The organism is Variovorax sp. Soil_C_33, assembly GCF_057656935.1.
Genome location: NZ_JBDGJK010000010.1, coordinates 187054 through 201286, shown reverse-complemented (window position 1 = coordinate 201286; position 14233 = coordinate 187054). Strand labels below are relative to the sequence as shown.

15 protein-coding genes are annotated in these 14233 nt (G+C 63.4%); all 15 read left to right on the top strand.

The annotated features are described in order from the left end of the window. The first annotated feature begins 27 nt into the window (after positions 1 to 27). Complete coding sequence (locus AC3A6B_RS17390) at positions 28 to 576, top strand: YceD family protein (RefSeq protein ID WP_487837957.1); 549 nt, start codon at positions 28 to 30, stop codon at positions 574 to 576. 149 nt (positions 577 to 725) lie between these two features. After that, complete coding sequence (gene rpmF, locus AC3A6B_RS17385) at positions 726 to 908, top strand: 50S ribosomal protein L32 (protein WP_028248601.1); 183 nt, start codon at positions 726 to 728, stop codon at positions 906 to 908. 61 nt (positions 909 to 969) lie between these two features. Next, positions 970 to 2058 (top strand): phosphate acyltransferase PlsX, encoded by a 1089-nt coding sequence (plsX, locus tag AC3A6B_RS17380; RefSeq protein ID WP_487837914.1) that lies wholly within the window; start codon positions 970 to 972, stop codon positions 2056 to 2058. Beyond that, entirely contained in the window at positions 2058 to 3035 is a 978-nt protein-coding gene (locus AC3A6B_RS17375; protein ID WP_487837913.1) for a beta-ketoacyl-ACP synthase III, read from the top strand. Before plsX ends, AC3A6B_RS17375 begins: the two co-directional genes overlap by 1 nt. A 37-nt stretch (positions 3036 to 3072) precedes the next feature. Continuing rightward, positions 3073 to 4026, top strand: coding sequence for an ACP S-malonyltransferase (fabD, locus tag AC3A6B_RS17370; protein WP_487837912.1), 954 nt, complete (start codon positions 3073 to 3075; stop codon positions 4024 to 4026). A 26-nt stretch (positions 4027 to 4052) separates the two neighbouring features. Then, positions 4053 to 4796, top strand: coding sequence for a 3-oxoacyl-ACP reductase FabG (gene fabG, locus AC3A6B_RS17365; RefSeq protein WP_487837911.1), 744 nt, complete (start codon positions 4053 to 4055; stop codon positions 4794 to 4796). A gap of 98 nt (positions 4797 to 4894) precedes the next feature. Continuing rightward, a complete protein-coding gene (gene acpP / locus AC3A6B_RS17360; protein ID WP_007830471.1) occupies positions 4895 to 5134 on the top strand; it encodes an acyl carrier protein in 240 nt (79 codons plus the stop codon). Positions 5135 to 5227: 93 nt separating this feature from the next. Beyond that, on the top strand, positions 5228 to 6472 hold the full coding sequence (fabF, locus tag AC3A6B_RS17355; RefSeq protein ID WP_487837910.1) for a beta-ketoacyl-ACP synthase II: 1245 nt from the start codon (positions 5228 to 5230) through the stop codon (positions 6470 to 6472). Between the two features lie 13 nt (positions 6473 to 6485). After that, positions 6486 to 6971, top strand: a complete 486-nt coding sequence (locus AC3A6B_RS17350; protein ID WP_487837909.1) for a hypothetical protein — start codon at positions 6486 to 6488, stop codon at positions 6969 to 6971. After that, complete coding sequence (gene rpoE / locus AC3A6B_RS17345; RefSeq protein ID WP_436312731.1) at positions 6968 to 7642, top strand: RNA polymerase sigma factor RpoE; 675 nt, start codon at positions 6968 to 6970, stop codon at positions 7640 to 7642. The genes AC3A6B_RS17350 and rpoE overlap by 4 nt, the downstream gene beginning before the upstream one ends. 13 nt (positions 7643 to 7655) lie before the next feature. Then, on the top strand, positions 7656 to 8291 hold the full coding sequence (locus tag AC3A6B_RS17340; protein ID WP_487837908.1) for a sigma-E factor negative regulatory protein: 636 nt from the start codon (positions 7656 to 7658) through the stop codon (positions 8289 to 8291). A gap of 22 nt (positions 8292 to 8313) precedes the next feature. Further along, entirely contained in the window at positions 8314 to 9381 is a 1068-nt protein-coding gene (locus AC3A6B_RS17335; RefSeq protein ID WP_487837907.1) for a MucB/RseB C-terminal domain-containing protein, read from the top strand. 48 nt (positions 9382 to 9429) lie between these two features. Then, positions 9430 to 10914 carry a DegQ family serine endoprotease gene (locus AC3A6B_RS17330; protein WP_487837906.1) on the top strand — a complete coding sequence of 495 codons (1485 nt, stop codon included), beginning with the start codon at positions 9430 to 9432 and terminating at the stop codon, positions 10912 to 10914. Positions 10915 to 11436: 522 nt separating this feature from the next. Further along, complete coding sequence (lepA, locus tag AC3A6B_RS17325; RefSeq protein ID WP_487837905.1) at positions 11437 to 13248, top strand: translation elongation factor 4; 1812 nt, start codon at positions 11437 to 11439, stop codon at positions 13246 to 13248. 5 nt (positions 13249 to 13253) lie between these two features. Beyond that, positions 13254 to 14225, top strand: coding sequence for a signal peptidase I (gene lepB, locus AC3A6B_RS17320; RefSeq protein WP_487837904.1), 972 nt, complete (start codon positions 13254 to 13256; stop codon positions 14223 to 14225). Positions 14226 to 14233: the final 8 nt, after the last annotated feature.

The window sequence follows — 14233 nt, the reverse complement described above, 5'->3', positions numbered from 1 at the left end:
GTGCGCGAGCGGTTTAGACTGGTGCCGATGACCAGAGAATTTGTCCCAGGCCGGCTCGACGTGAACGGCTTTGCCGAGGCGGCCGCCACCGTTTCGGGAAACGAGCCCCTTCAAACCTACCAGCGCTTGGGCGCCGAAGTGGCCGCCCCCGCCACCGACGCGAGCGTGCGCTGGCAGGCCGAAGGCGCCCGCCGCGATGGCCCCGATGGCACGCCAGTCCCCTGGCTGCACCTGGAGGCGCAGACCACGGTGCCCCTGGTCTGCCAGCGGTGTCTCACCCCGGTCGAGGTCGAACTGAAAGTCGATCGCTGGTTCCGCTTCGCGGCGGACGAAGCCATTGCGGCGGCCGAAGACGAGGATTCCGAGGAGGATGTTCTGGTCGCGAGCCGCGATTTCGACCTCCATGCCTTGATCGAGGATGAGCTCCTCATGGAAATCCCGGTCACGCCGCGGCATGAACGTTGTCCCGAGCCGGTGCAGCTGTCGGCTGCGGATCCCGATTTCGAGGCGTCCGAGGCCGCGCGTCCGAATCCCTTCGCGGTGCTCGGTGCGTTGCGTTCGCGCAAGCCGCAATAGGCGCGGAAACGTCGAACTGGCGCGCCCCGTTCAGCTTGGGCTATAATCATGGGCTTCGCGCGCGCCGCCGTCGACGTTAGAGCGTTCTACAGGGCCTCACGGCCGCCCCGCGTGCTTACCCACTCACCCAAATACTTTCAGGAGCCAGCATGGCCGTCCAGCAAAACAAGAAGTCGCCGTCCAAGCGCGGCATGCACCGTTCCCACAATGCCTTGGGCGTGCCCGGCATTGCCGTCGAGCCGACCACCGGCGAAACGCATCTGCGCCACCACATCAGCCCGAACGGCTTCTATCGCGGTCGCAAGGTGCTCAAGACCAAGTCCGAAGCCTGATCCCAATTTCAAGGCCAAAGGCCCGAAGCTACTTTTGTTGTAGCGTCGGGCCTTTGTTTTGATGGTCACGCCTTCCGAATTCGCTCCTGCCCCCTCCGCAATCACGCTGGCCGTCGATTGCATGGGAGGCGACCACGGCCCGCGGGTCACGCTTGCGGCCTGCCGCGCATTTCTCGACCGCCACGCCGAAGCGTCGTTGCTGCTGATCGGTGCCCCGGTAGCCCTGGCCGGCTTCTCCCATCCGCGTGCCCGAGTCATTCCCGCCAGCGAGGTGGTCGGAATGGACGACCCGATCGAGATCGCGCTGCGCAAGAAAAAAGACTCGTCGATGCGCGTCGCGATCCAGCAAGTGAAGGACGGCGCGGCGCAGGCCGCGATTTCTGCCGGCAACACCGGCGCCTTGATGGCGATCGCTCGTTACTTGCTCAAGACGCTGGACGGCATCGACAGGCCTGCAATCGCTCCTCAGCTTCCCAATAGCAAAGGTGGGGCGACCACCGTCCTCGACCTCGGCGCCAACGTGGATTGCGATGCCGAAGATCTATTGCAGTTCGCCGTGCTGGGTTCCGCCCTTGTCTCAGCCCTGACCGGTAATGAATCGCCGTCCGTCGGACTTCTCAATGTCGGAGAAGAGGCGATCAAAGGCAGCGAAACGATCAAAAAAGCAAGCCAACTTCTTCGAAAAGCGGCCAATTCCCAGGATCTGAATTTCTACGGCAACGTTGAGGGCAATGACATCTTCAAGGGGACGACCGATATCGTCGTCTGTGACGGTTTCGTGGGCAACGTCACATTGAAGGCGACCGAAGGGGTGGCTTCGATGATTGTGGACTTCTTGCGCATCGAATATTCGAATGGCATTTTCAGTAAGTTTGCTGCCATCGTCTCATATCCGGTTCTAAAAGCGCTCAAACGCCGCTTGGATCATCGGCGGTACAACGGTGCGGCCTTGCTTGGCCTGAGGGGGCTCGTTTTCAAGAGCCATGGCTCGGCTGACGAAGTGGCCTTCGGTCATGCGCTCGATCGCGCTTATGATGCCGCTCGCAACAACCTGCTCGATCGCGTGCGGGCCCGCATCGCCCACGCCGCGCCACTCCTCGCGCGACAAGAACCGGCGGCGCCGGTCGACACGGCGGCGCTCCACGTTTGATGACTCCTTTTTCCCGCATCACCGGCACCGGCAGCTACCTGCCGCCACGCCGAGTGACCAACGACGACCTCGCCCGCGACTTGGCCACGCGTGGCATCGAGACCTCTGATCAATGGATCATCGAGCGCACCGGCATTCGCGCTCGGCACTTTGCCGGGCCGGAAGTCACGAGCAGCGAACTGGGGCTGGAAGCCGCGAGGAATGCGTTGGAAGCGGCAGGCCGCAGTCCCGGCGACGTCGACCTGATCATCGTCGCGACCTCGACGCCCGACATGGTGTTCCCGTCATCGGCAGCCATTCTTCAGAACAAACTGGGCATCGCCGGCTGTCCTGCGTTCGACGTACAGGCGGTGTGCAGCGGCTTCGTCTATGCGCTGACGGTGGCCGACGCCATGATCCGCACCGGAAGCGCCAAGTGCGCATTGGTCGTCGGCGCCGAGGTTTTTTCGCGCATCCTCGATTTCAACGATCGCACCACCTGCGTCCTGTTCGGCGACGGCGCCGGTGCCGTGGTGCTCGAGGCCAGCGATGAGCCCGGGATTCTTGCCAGCGACCTGCATGCCGATGGCAAGCACGTGGGCATCCTCTGCGTCCCGGGGCACGTCTCGGGCGGCAGCGTGCTTGGCACGCCGCTGCTTCACATGGATGGGCAGGCCGTTTTCAAGCTCGCCGTACGCGTGCTGGAAGAGGCCGCACGCGCGACCTTGCAGAAGGCGGGCAAGACCGAAGCCGACATCGACTGGCTGATTCCCCATCAGGCCAACATCCGCATCATGGAAGGCACCGCGCGGAAGCTGAAGCTGCCGCTCGAGAAGCTGATCGTGACGGTCAACGAGCATGGCAACACCTCCGCGGCCTCCATCCCCTTGGCATTGGACGAGGCGGTGCGCGCAGGCAAGGTCAAGAAGGGCGATACGGTGATGCTGGAAGGCGTGGGCGGCGGCTTTACCTGGGGCGCTGTACTGTTGACCATGTAATGCAGCGCCTTCAGTGCGCGATTGGAGACGCAAAACAATGAAATCCTTCGCTTTCGTATTTCCCGGCCAGGGCTCGCAGGCGGTCGGCATGCTCGACGCATGGGGCGACCATCCGGCCGTGGCCGAGACGTTGCAGGAAGCATCCGATGCCTTGGATGAAGACGTTTCGCGCTTGATTCACGAGGGCCCCAAGGAGGCGCTGGCGCTCACGACGAATACACAGCCCGTGATGCTGGTCGCCGGCATCGCGGCTTGGCGGGCCTGGGTGGCGGAAGGCGGCGCCAAGCCTTCAATCGTTGCCGGCCATTCGCTGGGCGAATATTCCGCCTTGGTCGCGTCCGGCGTCCTGACGCTCGCGCAGGCGGCACCACTGGTGCGTTTCCGCGCGCAGGCGATGCAGCAGGCCGTGCCCGTGGGGGCGGGCGCCATGGCGGCGGTCCTCGGCATGGCTGCCGGCAAGGTGATAGCAGGTTGTGCCGAAGTGACGGCCTCGTTCGGCGCCGGCAGCGCCGAAATCGTCGAAGCGGTGAACTTCAACGATCCGATGCAAACCGTGATCGCAGGCAGCAAGGCCGCGGTCGACAAGGCTTGTGAAGTGCTCAAGGCCCAGGGCGCCAAGCGGGCACTGCCGTTGCCGGTATCGGCGCCTTTCCATTCGAGCCTGATGAAGCCGGCCGCCGAAGCGCTGCGGGAACGGCTGGCATCCCTCAGCCTGGCTGCGCCGCAGATTCCCGTCCTCAACAATATCGACGTCGCGGTCGAAACCGACCCGGCACGGATCCGCGACGCGTTGGTGCGTCAGGCAGCAGGACCGGTGCGCTGGGTCGAGGGTGTGCACGCCCTGACGGCGCGTGGCGTGGAAGTCGTCGTCGAATGCGGTCCCGGCAGGGTGCTGGCCGGCATGACCAAACGCATTGCGCCCGAACTTGCCGCGGCCTCGGTGTATGACCCGGCGACGCTGGCGGAAACAAGACAACTGCTCGGCGGCTGAACGCCGGGCTCCGACATCATCCTCTTATGAGCATTCCAAAATTCGAAGGCCAGGTCGCGCTGGTCACCGGCGCTTCGCGCGGGATCGGTGCCGCAATCGCGCTCGAACTGGCGCAGCGCGGTCTCACGGTCGTCGGGACCGGCACCACCGAAGAAGGCGCGAACAGGATCACGGCCGCGCTCGCTGCCCATGGTGGACGAGGTTGCGCACTCGACGTCAACGACGGGCCGTCGGTCGAAGCGCTGGTCGACGAGATCGTCAAGACCTACGGCGCGATCCATGTGCTGGTCAACAACGCCGGCATCACCCGCGACATGCTCGCCATGCGCCTCAAGGACGAGGATTGGGATGCGGTGCTCGACACCAACCTCAAGGCCGTATTCCGTCTTTCCCGTGCGGTGATTCGCCCCATGATGAAGCAGCGCTACGGACGGATCGTCAGCATCACGAGCGTCGTCGGTGCCTCCGGCAACGCCGGCCAAGCCAACTATGCTGCCGCCAAGGCCGGCGTGGCGGGCATGACGCGCGCGCTGGCACGCGAACTCGGAAGCCGCAACATCACGGTCAACTGCGTGGCGCCGGGATTCATCGAAACCGACATGACCGCCAGCCTGCCCGAGGCCCAGCAGCAAGCGCTGCTGTCGCAAATCCCGCTCGGTCATCTTGGCAAGCCGGCCGACATCGCGCATGCCGTCGCCTACCTGGCCTCGCCCCAGGCCGCGTATGTGACGGGCCAGGAACTGCACGTCAACGGCGGCATGCATATGTAAGTGCAGGGCGCAATTCTTTTGTCGTACGGCGTTGGGGCGGATGCCACAATGCGGCCGGCTAAAATCCACTGATTACCTACAACCCCAGAGGGAACCAAATGAGCGATATCGAAGCACGTGTCAAGAAAATCATTGCCGAACAACTCGGCGTTGAAGAGTCCCAGGTCACCAATGAAAAGGCTTTCGTGGCAGACCTCGGCGCTGACTCGCTCGACACGGTCGAACTGGTGATGGCACTCGAAGACGAATTCGGCATCGAGATCCCGGACGAAGACGCCGAGAAGATCACGACTGTTCAGAACGCCGTCGACTACGCCACCAAGAATCAAAAGGCCTGATATCGGCCACACTGAGTTTCCGTTCCGGCCCGCGGCTTCCCAGCCTGCAAGCGCCGCACAACGGCCTCAGTGCTTCCAGAAAGGTTTGCCGGCATGACCAAACGCCGCGTCGTCGTCACTGGGCTCGGTTGCATTGCCCCTGTCGGAAACACCGTCGCCGAGTCCTGGGCCAATCTGCTGGCCGGGAAGTCGGGCGTCGACACCATCACCAAGTTCGATGTGAGCGCCTTTGCCTGCAAATTTGCAGGCGAGGTCAAAGGCTTCGACATCACGCAATACATCCCCGAGAAGGAAGCGCGCCACATGGATCGCTTCATTCACCTCGGGCTCGCTGCCGCGATCCAGGCGGTGCAGGACAGCGGCTTGCCGACCGGAGAGGCCCTCAGCTATGAAGAAGCCGTTCGTATAGGCTGCAACATCGGCTCAGGGATCGGGGGGCTCCCCATGATCGAGGCCACGCACGGTGAACTGACCAACCGCGGCCCGCGCCGCGTGTCTCCGTTCTTCGTGCCGGCATCGATCATCAACATGATCTCCGGCCATGTGTCCATCAAGTATGGCTTCAAGGGCCCGAACATCGCGATCGTCACTGCCTGCACGACCGGTTTGCATGCGATCGGTACGTCGGCTCGGATGATCGAGTACGGCGATGCCGATGTGATGATTGCGGGCGGCTCGGAATCGACGGTGTCGCCGCTCGGCATCGGAGGCTTCGCTGCGGCGCGCGCACTGTCCACCCGCAACGACGACCCGGCCACCGCTTCCCGCCCCTGGGATCGCGACCGCGACGGCTTTGTGCTCGGTGAGGGTGCGGGCGTACTGGTGCTCGAGGAATACGAGCACGCCAAGGCGCGCGGCGCCAAGATCTACGCCGAAGTGTCCGGCTTCGGCATGAGCGCCGACGCGTTTCACATGACCGCGCCCGATGTCGATGGGCCTCGCCGCTCGATGGATATGGCCTTGAAGAATGCCGGCGTCAACGCCGACCAGGTGCAATACCTCAACGCGCATGGTACGTCGACCCAGATCGGCGATATCAACGAGACCAATGCGATCAAGAACGCTTTTGGCGACCACGCCAAGAAACTGGTAGTGAATTCGACCAAGTCGATGACCGGCCACCTGCTCGGCGGTGCCGGCGGCATCGAATCGGTGTTCACCGTCCTGGCGGTGCACCACCAGAAAAGCCCGCCGACGATCAACATGTTCAATCAAGATCCGGAGTGCGATCTCGATTACTGCGCCAATGAGGCGCGTGATCTCAAGATCGATGTCGCGGTCAAAAACAACTTCGGTTTCGGCGGCACCAACGGCACGCTGGTGTTCAGGCGCGCTTGATTTTCCTTGACCCATGCACAGCGCCCCATCGGTGAGCTATCCGGTGGGGCGTTCGCGCAGCGCTGATCGGCTGCTCTCGATCATCTGGACCTGCGGCGCGTGCTGCGTGGCCGCAGCGTGCTATCGGTTCGACGGCGCAGATTGGCGAATCGGATTGCTGGCGCTCAGCGTTGTCGGGGTCGGCGCTGCGGCATGGCGGAGCGCGCTGCGATGCACCGCATCCGCGGAGCTGAGTTTCGACGGCCGGCATTGGTCGCTTGCGGGCCCTGCCGGGTTGCGAGCGGCGAGGGTGAAGGCCGCCCTGGATTTTCAATCTTCGCTGCTCGTTTGCCTCACTGATGCGCGTCGTGCGCGGCGCTGGGTCTGGCTGGACCGGAGCGCCCGGCCGGAGCGCTGGCAGGATCTGCGGCGTGCGGTATATTCGCGCGCCCCGCTGGCAAGCCCGGTTGCCGCCTCCCGGCTACCGTCGGCATCCGGCGCGCATCATCCTCTTTCATGACAGCCTCTCCACCGCCCGTGCCGCCCGACACCGGCTTGACCGATGCGCCCCCCGCAGAGGTGAGGCCCGGGGAGGTCGACTTTCAGCTGGTTCAGCGTACGGTCGCAGGCGACCAGAAGGCTTTCGAACTGCTCGTCATCAAGTACCAGCGCCGGATCGAGCGCCTCATCGGCCGCATGGTGCGCGACGTGAACCTGATCGAGGACATCGCGCAGGAGACCTTTATCCGCGCCTACCGCGCCTTGCACCAGTTCAGGGGCGAGGCTCAGTTTTACACCTGGCTCTACCGCATCGCCGTCAATACCGCCAAGAAGGCCCTGGTGGACATGAAACGCGATCCGACCGTTTCCGAGAGCGCATTGCGTTCGTCTTCTGAGGACGAGGATGAAACTTACCGGCCCGGAAACGAACCAATCAGCGACGAGACGCCCGAATCCGTCATGGCCGCCAACGAAATCGCGGCCGCCGTCGAAGCTGCAATGGAAGCGCTGCCGGCCGAGCTGCGGCAGGCGGTGACCCTGCGCGAGATCGAAGGCATGAGCTACGAAGAGATCGCCGAGGTGATGAATTGCCCGATCGGGACCGTACGCTCGCGGATTTTCCGGGCCCGCGAAGCTATTTCGGCAAGAGTCAAGCCGCTGCTGGACAACCAGTCCGGCAAGCGCTGGTAAGCAGGTGAATGAAATGAAGCACACAAGCACAGTCCACGAGCAGGTTTCCGCGTTGGCCGATGGCCATCTGCGGGACGACGAGTTCGCACAGGTGATCGAGAAGGTCTGCACGGACGACGATCTGCGTGCGACCTGGCATACCTATCATCTGGTCGGGGAAGTGCTGCGTTCGGGCGTGCACTCCGCCTGCAGCGATACCTCGGTGTTCCTGTCGCGGCTCCAGCAGCGGCTGGCGGCCGAACCGTCCGCGCCGACGCTGGCGCCCGAGGCGGCAAAGGCCGTTGTGCACCATGTCGAAGCCGCCAACGAACCGGTGTTCCGATGGAAGCTCGTGGCCGGCGCGGCGTCGCTGGCGGCTGCGGCGGCCATCGGCTGGAACTGGGTCGGGAGCACCGGTGCTCAGCCGGCCGCCGCACAGCTGGCGCAGCAGCAGAGCTCGAGTTCGGTGCTCGCTGCGTCGAATCCTTCACAGCAGACACCTTCCAACCTCGCGCCGATGCGGGTCATCGTCGGAAATGGCAATCCGCAGGTCATGCTGCGTGATCCGCGGCTGGATCAGTTGCTCGAAGCGCACCAGCAGGCGGGCGGCGCCTCGCAGATGCCTTCCGGCTTCCTGCGCAACGCCACCTTCGATGGGCCATCGCGTTGATCGCGCCTCCGCAGCCTTTGCAATGACCGTTCCGATGCCGATTTCCGCGCGTGGTGCCGTGGTTCTCGTTGCCGCGCTGTGCGTGGCGCAGGCCGTGCCGGCTCAGAACCGGACGCCCTCGCCGTCAGTGAAGAGTTCGATCAGCCCGGCCGGCGGCGAGACGCCGACACTGGGCGTGGTCGAGTGGTTGCAGCGTATGCATGCCGCTTCGCGGCAGCGTTCCTACGTCGGAACTTTCGTCGTATCGGCGCCTACGGGCAGTTTGTCGAGCGCCCGCATCTGGCATGTCTGCGAGGGCGACCTCCAGATGGAGCGCATCGAGGCCTTGTCCGGACCGCCACGCTCGACCTTCAGGCGCAACGACCATGTAATGACCTTTTTGCCCGAGACAAAGGTTGTGAAGAGCGAGAAACGCGAAAACCTCGAGCTGTTTCCGAACCTCCTCGGCACCCCCGACTCTTCCATCGGCGACTTCTACGGCGCGCGCGTACTGGGCAAAGACCGTGTCGCCGGCTTCGACGCCGACGTGGTGCAGTTGGAGCCGCGCGACGGCCTTCGTTTCGGCTACCGCGTCTGGAGCGAGCGCCGATCGGGCCTGGTGGTGAAGCTGCAGACCATCGACGGCGACAGCCGCGTGATCGAGCAATCCGCATTTTCCGAACTTCAGCTCGACGCGCCGGTCAAAGCGCAAGCCCTTGCACAGATGATGGGCAGCACAGCAGGTTATCGCGTCGAGAAATACGAGCTCGAGCGCACCACGGCCGCGAAAGAAGGTTGGTCGCTGCGCGCGCCCGTCGCCGGTTTCAAGCCGGTCAGTTGCTATCGGCGCCCCACGGGGGGGGCAGGCAGCGGTGCGCAGGGGCACACGATGCAGTGGACGTTTTCCGACGGCCTTGCGTCGGTCTCGCTGTTCGTCGAGCCGTACGACGCGCAACGCCAGCCGCGGGAAGTCCTGCTCGCACTCGGCGCTACCTATACGCTGACGCGACGCCTGCCGGGCAAGGATGGCGACTGGTGGCTGACTGCCGTCGGCGAAGTGCCGCCGCAAACGCTCGATGCGTTTGCGCAAAGTCTTGTTCGCGCGCGTTGAGTCGCCATATTGATCGTTGTTTACAGGTCTCTCAAACGAAGGAAACCGATGATGTTCAAGTTCGAGAAGAACAAAATCCGTTCATTCCTGATGGCCGGCGCGCTCGCGCTGGCCTCCGGCGCTGCGCTGCTGCCCGTCGCGCCCGCGCATGCGCAAGCCGCCCGTGTCCTCCCGGATTTCACCGATCTGGTCGATCAGGTCGGGCCTTCGGTGGTCAATATCCGGACCGTCGAAAAGGTGGCGCAGCGCAGCGGCAACGCCGAGATGGACGAGGAGATGCAGGAATTCTTCCGCCGCTTCTTCGGTCAGCCGATGCCGAACATCCCACGCCAGGGGCCGCGTCCGAACCGGCCTCAGCAGCCTCAGGACGAGGAGCGCCCGCGTGGCGTGGGTTCCGGTTTCATCCTCACGACCGACGGCTTCGTCATGACCAACGCGCATGTCGTCGATGGCGCATCCGAGGTGCTGGTGACGCTTGTCGACAAGCGCGAATTCAAGGCCAGGCTGATCGGCGCGGATAAGCGCACCGACGTCGCGGTCGTGAAGATCGAAGCGACCGGCCTGCCGGCGGTCAAGGTCGGCGACATCTCCAGGTTGCGCGTCGGCGAATGGGTGATGGCCATCGGTTCGCCCTTCGGCCTCGAGAACACCGTGACGGCGGGCATCGTGAGCGCCAAGCAGCGCGACACCGGCGACTATTTGCCTTTCATCCAGACGGACGTTGCCATCAACCCTGGCAACTCCGGTGGGCCGCTGATCAACATGCGCGGTGAAGTGGTCGGCATCAACAGCCAGATCTATTCGCGCTCGGGCGGCTTCATGGGCATCTCGTTCTCGATTCCGATCGACGAAGCGATCCGGGTGAGCGATCAACTGCGCGCGAACGGCCGCGTCTCGCGCGGACGCATCGGTGTGCAGATCGACCAGGTCACGAAGGACGTGGCGGAATCCATCGGCCTCGGGAAGGCGCAAGGCGCCTTGGTGCGCGGGGTCGAGGCCGGCTCGCCGGGCGAGAAGGCCGGCATCGAGCCGGGCGACATCATCACCAAGTTCGACGGCAAGACCATCGAGAAGCCCAGCGACCTGCCGCGCCTCGTCGGCAACACAAAGCCCGGCACCAAGAGTTCGCTCACCGTGTTCCGTCGCGGAAGCTCGCGCGATCTGGCCGTGACGATCGCCGAGATCGAGCCCGACAAGCCCGCCAAGCGGGCGGCCGAGAAAGAGGAGCCTGCAGCCAAGCCGCAGGCATCTGCCGCCGCCAAGTCCATGGGTCTCGCGGTCAGCGACCTCACCGAGGCGCAGAAGAAGGAACTCAAGCTCAAGGGCGGCGTGAAGATCGACTCTGCCACCGACGCGGCCACGCGTGCCGGCCTGCGCGAGGGAGATATCGTGCTGGCCATCAACAACACAGAGGTGGCCAACGCCAAGGAGTTCGAATCTGTACTGGTGAAGGCAGACAAGACCAAGCCGGTCAGCGTGCTTTTCCGACGGGGGGACTGGGCGCAATATGCGTTGATTCGACCCTCACGCTGATCTGGCGCCTCGCGTCAAGTGGCCCCACCCGGCAGTCGGGTTTGGGGCTTTTTTTCGACCGTTTTCGCATTCTGGCAACCGTCACAGCAAAAAATTTTTGGCGCCTTGAGGCATCAAAATTAGTTTGCACTTACTAACTTGGTGTGAGGCTAATGATGATTTTCAGTAGAATAGGACCCCATCGGCCAGAGGTCGGCGCATAAGCCGAAGAGGCTTCTTCACGATGCGAGATTCCTCCCGGCCGTCCACCGATGCTCCACAGATCGCCCACAAGTTGTTAAGTAATCGCTCCACCGATCCTGTTGATAAGTTGTTTATAACTTCCATGTTGCTGACCTGCAACGACCGTTCCCGGGCTCTGGCCCGACTGTACGCGCCCCCCTTTTTGCCTACAATGAAGTTCCAACTACTGCAGTTGCCATTGCTTGTTGGTTCAGGGCGCGTCTCTTGTGGACGCGCCCTTTTTTCTTGCCTGTCGCCTTCTGCGCACGAGCCAATTCAAGTACTTAAGCGTTCCCGTTGATGAATCACATCAGAAATTTTTCGATCATTGCGCACATCGATCATGGCAAGTCGACGCTCGCGGACCGCTTGATCCAGCGCTGCGGCGGGCTCGCTGAGCGCGAGATGGAGGCGCAAGTGCTCGACTCGATGGACATCGAGAAGGAGCGTGGGATAACCATCAAGGCGCAGACCGCCGCGCTGCACTACAAGGCACGCGACGGGCAGGTCTACAACCTCAATCTGATCGACACGCCGGGCCATGTCGACTTCTCTTATGAAGTGAGCCGATCGCTCTCGGCATGCGAAGGCGCACTGCTCGTCGTCGACGCGAGCCAAGGCGTCGAAGCGCAAACGGTCGCGAACTGCTACACCGCGCTCGATCTCGGTGTCGAGGTGGTACCGGTACTCAACAAGATGGATCTGCCGCAAGCCGATCCTGACAACGCGAAATCCGAAATCGAAGACGTGATCGGCATCGACGCAACCGATGCGATCCCGTGCTCGGCGAAGACCGGCATGGGCATCGACGAGATTCTCGAGGCCATCGTGGCCAAGGTGCCGGCGCCGCGAGGCAACCCCGACGCCGCATTGCGGGCGATGATCGTCGACAGCTGGTTCGACGCCTACGTGGGCGTGGTGATGCTGGTGCGCGTGGTCGACGGCCGCCTCGCGAAGGGCGAGCGCATCAAGATGATGGCGTCGGGCGCGACCTACAACGCCGACAACCTCGGCGTATTCACCCCGGCGACCGAAGTTCGCCAGTCGCTCGAAGCCGGCGAGGTGGGCTTCATCATCGCCGGCATCAAGGAACTGCAGGCCGCGAAGGTGGGCGACACGGTCACGCTGATCAAGTCCGGGACGGGCGGCGCGGCCGCCACGGCGACCGAGGCCTTGCCCGGCTTCAAGGAGATCCAGCCTCAGGTGTTCGCCGGCCTCTACCCGACCGAGGCGAGCGAGTACGACTCGCTGCGCGATGCGCTGGAGAAGCTCAAGCTCAACGATTCATCGCTGCATTACGAGCCGGAAGTGTCCCAGGCGCTCGGCTTCGGCTTCCGCTGCGGCTTTCTCGGCCTGCTGCACATGGAGATCGTGCAGGAGCGCCTGGAGCGCGAGTTCGACCAGGACCTGATCACGACCGCGCCCAGCGTGGTCTACCAGGTCATGAAGAACGACGGCGAAGTGATCATGGTCGAGAACCCGTCCAAGATGCCCGACGTCGGCAAGATGTCGGAAATCCGCGAGCCGATCGTCACGGTGCACCTCTACATGCCGCAGGAGTATGTCGGCGCCGTGATGACGCTGGCCAACCAGAAGCGCGGCGTGCAGATGAACATGGCCTACCACGGCCGGCAGGTCATGCTGACCTACGAGATGCCGCTCGGCGAGATCGTGCTGGACTTCTTCGACAAGCTGAAGTCGGTCAGCCGGGGCTATGCGTCGATGGACTACGAGTTCAAGGAATACCGCGCCTCGGATGTCGTGAAGGTCGACATCCTGCTCAACGGCGAGAAGGTCGATGCGCTGTCGATCATCGTGCACCGCAGCCAGAGCCAGTACCGCGGCCGGGCGGTCGTCGCCAAGATGCGCGAGATCATCAGCCGGCAGATGTTCGACGTCGCGATCCAGGCCGCCATCGGGGCCAACATCATCGCGCGTGAGACAATCAAGGCGCTGCGCAAGAACGTGCTTGCCAAGTGCTACGGCGGCGACATCACCCGCAAGAAGAAGCTGCTCGAGAAGCAGAAGGCGGGCAAAAAAAGAATGAAGCAGATCGGCTCGGTCGAGGTCCCGCAAGAGGCCTTCCTCGCCATCCTGCAAGTCGAAGACTAAGAAGAATGGCATTCCTCACTTCCCTGATTCTCGCTGCCTTCGTCGGCTATATCGGCGCCTGGTATTTCGGCGCGGTCGAAGGCAATTTCGCGCTGCTGCTGTTCTTGGCCACCGTCGTCACCGGTCTCTACTGGCTGGCGGAGCGCTTCTATTTCCTGCCGAAGCGCCGGCAGGCGGCCGATGCGCTGGATGCATCGCTGGCCCAGCGCGGCGAAGAGCTGGCTCGCCAGGGCATCACGCAGGTCGACACCGTGGACCCCAAGGCGCGCGAGCGTCTGGTCATGCAGCCGTGGTGGCTGGACTGGACCGCGGGGCTGTTCCCGGTGATCCTGGCCGTGTTCCTGCTGCGTTCCTTCCTGTTCGAACCCTTCAAGATTCCTTCGGGCTCGATGATGCCGACCCTGCTCACCGGCGACCTGATCCTGGTGAACAAGTTCACCTACGGCCTGCGGCTGCCGGTCATCAACACCAAGATGACCGACGGCACGCCGCCGGCGCGCGGCGACGTGATGGTGTTCCGCTACCCGCCCAAGCCGAGCATGGACTACATCAAGCGCGTGATCGGCGTGCCCGGCGACGAGGTGGCCTATCTCAACAAGAAGCTCACCATCAATGGCCAGCCGGTCGACAAGCAGCCGGTGCCCGACTATTTCGACGAGGAGGCGATGCGCTACCTCAAGCAGTATTCCGAGAAGCTGGGCGGCAAGGAGCACCGGCTGCTCAACGACGATACGCGCCGCGCGGGACTCTCGGAGGTCGAGATCATGGCGTTCCCGGATCAGGAAAATTGCCGCTACAGTGTCGAGGGCGTGGTGTGCAAGGTGCCCGCGGGCCAGTATTTCATGATGGGCGACAACCGCGACAATTCGCTCGACTCGCGCTATTGGGGTTTCGTTCCGGACAAGAACATCGTGGGCAAGGCCTTCTTCGTCTGGATGAATTTCGGCAATCTCAAGCGCATCGGCGGATTCCAATAATCGAGCTT